This window comes from Vibrio sp. 1078-1, assembly GCF_033340475.1.
In genome coordinates this window covers 1-749 of record NZ_JAWOWM010000281.1, presented here as the reverse complement: position 1 = coordinate 749, position 749 = coordinate 1, and the positions used below count along the sequence as shown (strand labels likewise).

At 44.1% G+C, this 749-nt stretch carries 1 protein-coding gene and 1 pseudogene; both read left to right on the top strand.

The window, feature by feature from the left end:
- Window positions 1-262 (top strand): annotated as a pseudogene (locus tag R7190_RS27110) (two pore domain potassium channel family protein); the annotation flags it as partial.
- Window positions 262-678, top strand: coding sequence for a DUF350 domain-containing protein (locus tag R7190_RS27105; protein WP_005459831.1), 417 nt, complete (start codon window positions 262-264; stop codon window positions 676-678). The pseudogene R7190_RS27110 and the gene R7190_RS27105, both read left to right, overlap by 1 nt.
- Window positions 679-749: the final 71 nt, after the last annotated feature.

Genomic DNA, 749 nt, shown 5'->3' with positions numbered 1-749 from the left:
CCAAGAATTACTGGCATCCACCCGTGGGATGACACAGTACTCAGTCATTTATCCTGAGAATCAACCTATCACCACCATTGAGAGCATCTTTGGCTTTATCAAAAAGTGTCACCACGCGACGTTGATTGCGTTTGATATCGGCAACGGTATCCAACTCAACCCAGATTTAGATGCGGAAGTGCCACCGGGTACCAAGCTGTTTTACATTGCAGATGAACGTATTGATGATTTTGCATGGAAAGAAATGAACAAGGAACAATAATGCACATGATTGCCGGCCTGTTAGCAGGTTTTCCAAACTTTTTACTCTACTTCTCAGTATCCATTATTTTTGTTTTGGCGTTTAAGTTCATCTACGTCAAGCTTACGCCTTATGATGAATGGCATCTGATCAAGGAAAAGCAAAATACCGCAGCCGCAGTGGCGTTGAGTGGCGCTTTTCTGGGTTATTGTATTGCGATTTCGGGTGCGGCAAAAAACTCAGTCAACATTGTCGACTTTATGGTTTGGGGCGTTGTTGCCATGCTTGCGCAAATCATCGCATTTGCCATCGTGCGTTTTATTTTGCTGCCAAGAGTTACTGAGCGTATCGAAAAAGATGAGCTGCCTGCAGGCATTGTACTTGCGGCGGTTTCTATATCGGTCGGCATGTTGAATGCTGCTTGTATGACGTACTAGGAGAAACGATGAAGCGCAGTTCCAACGTTAAACGTTCTTCCATGGATAAAAGCTTAAAGCTTGGAAAAATC

Coding starts and splice junctions, on each gene's coding strand:
- R7190_RS27105 (WP_005459831.1), top strand. CDS start 262: ATGCACATGATTGCCGGCCTGTTAGCAGGTTTTCCAAACTTTTTACTC.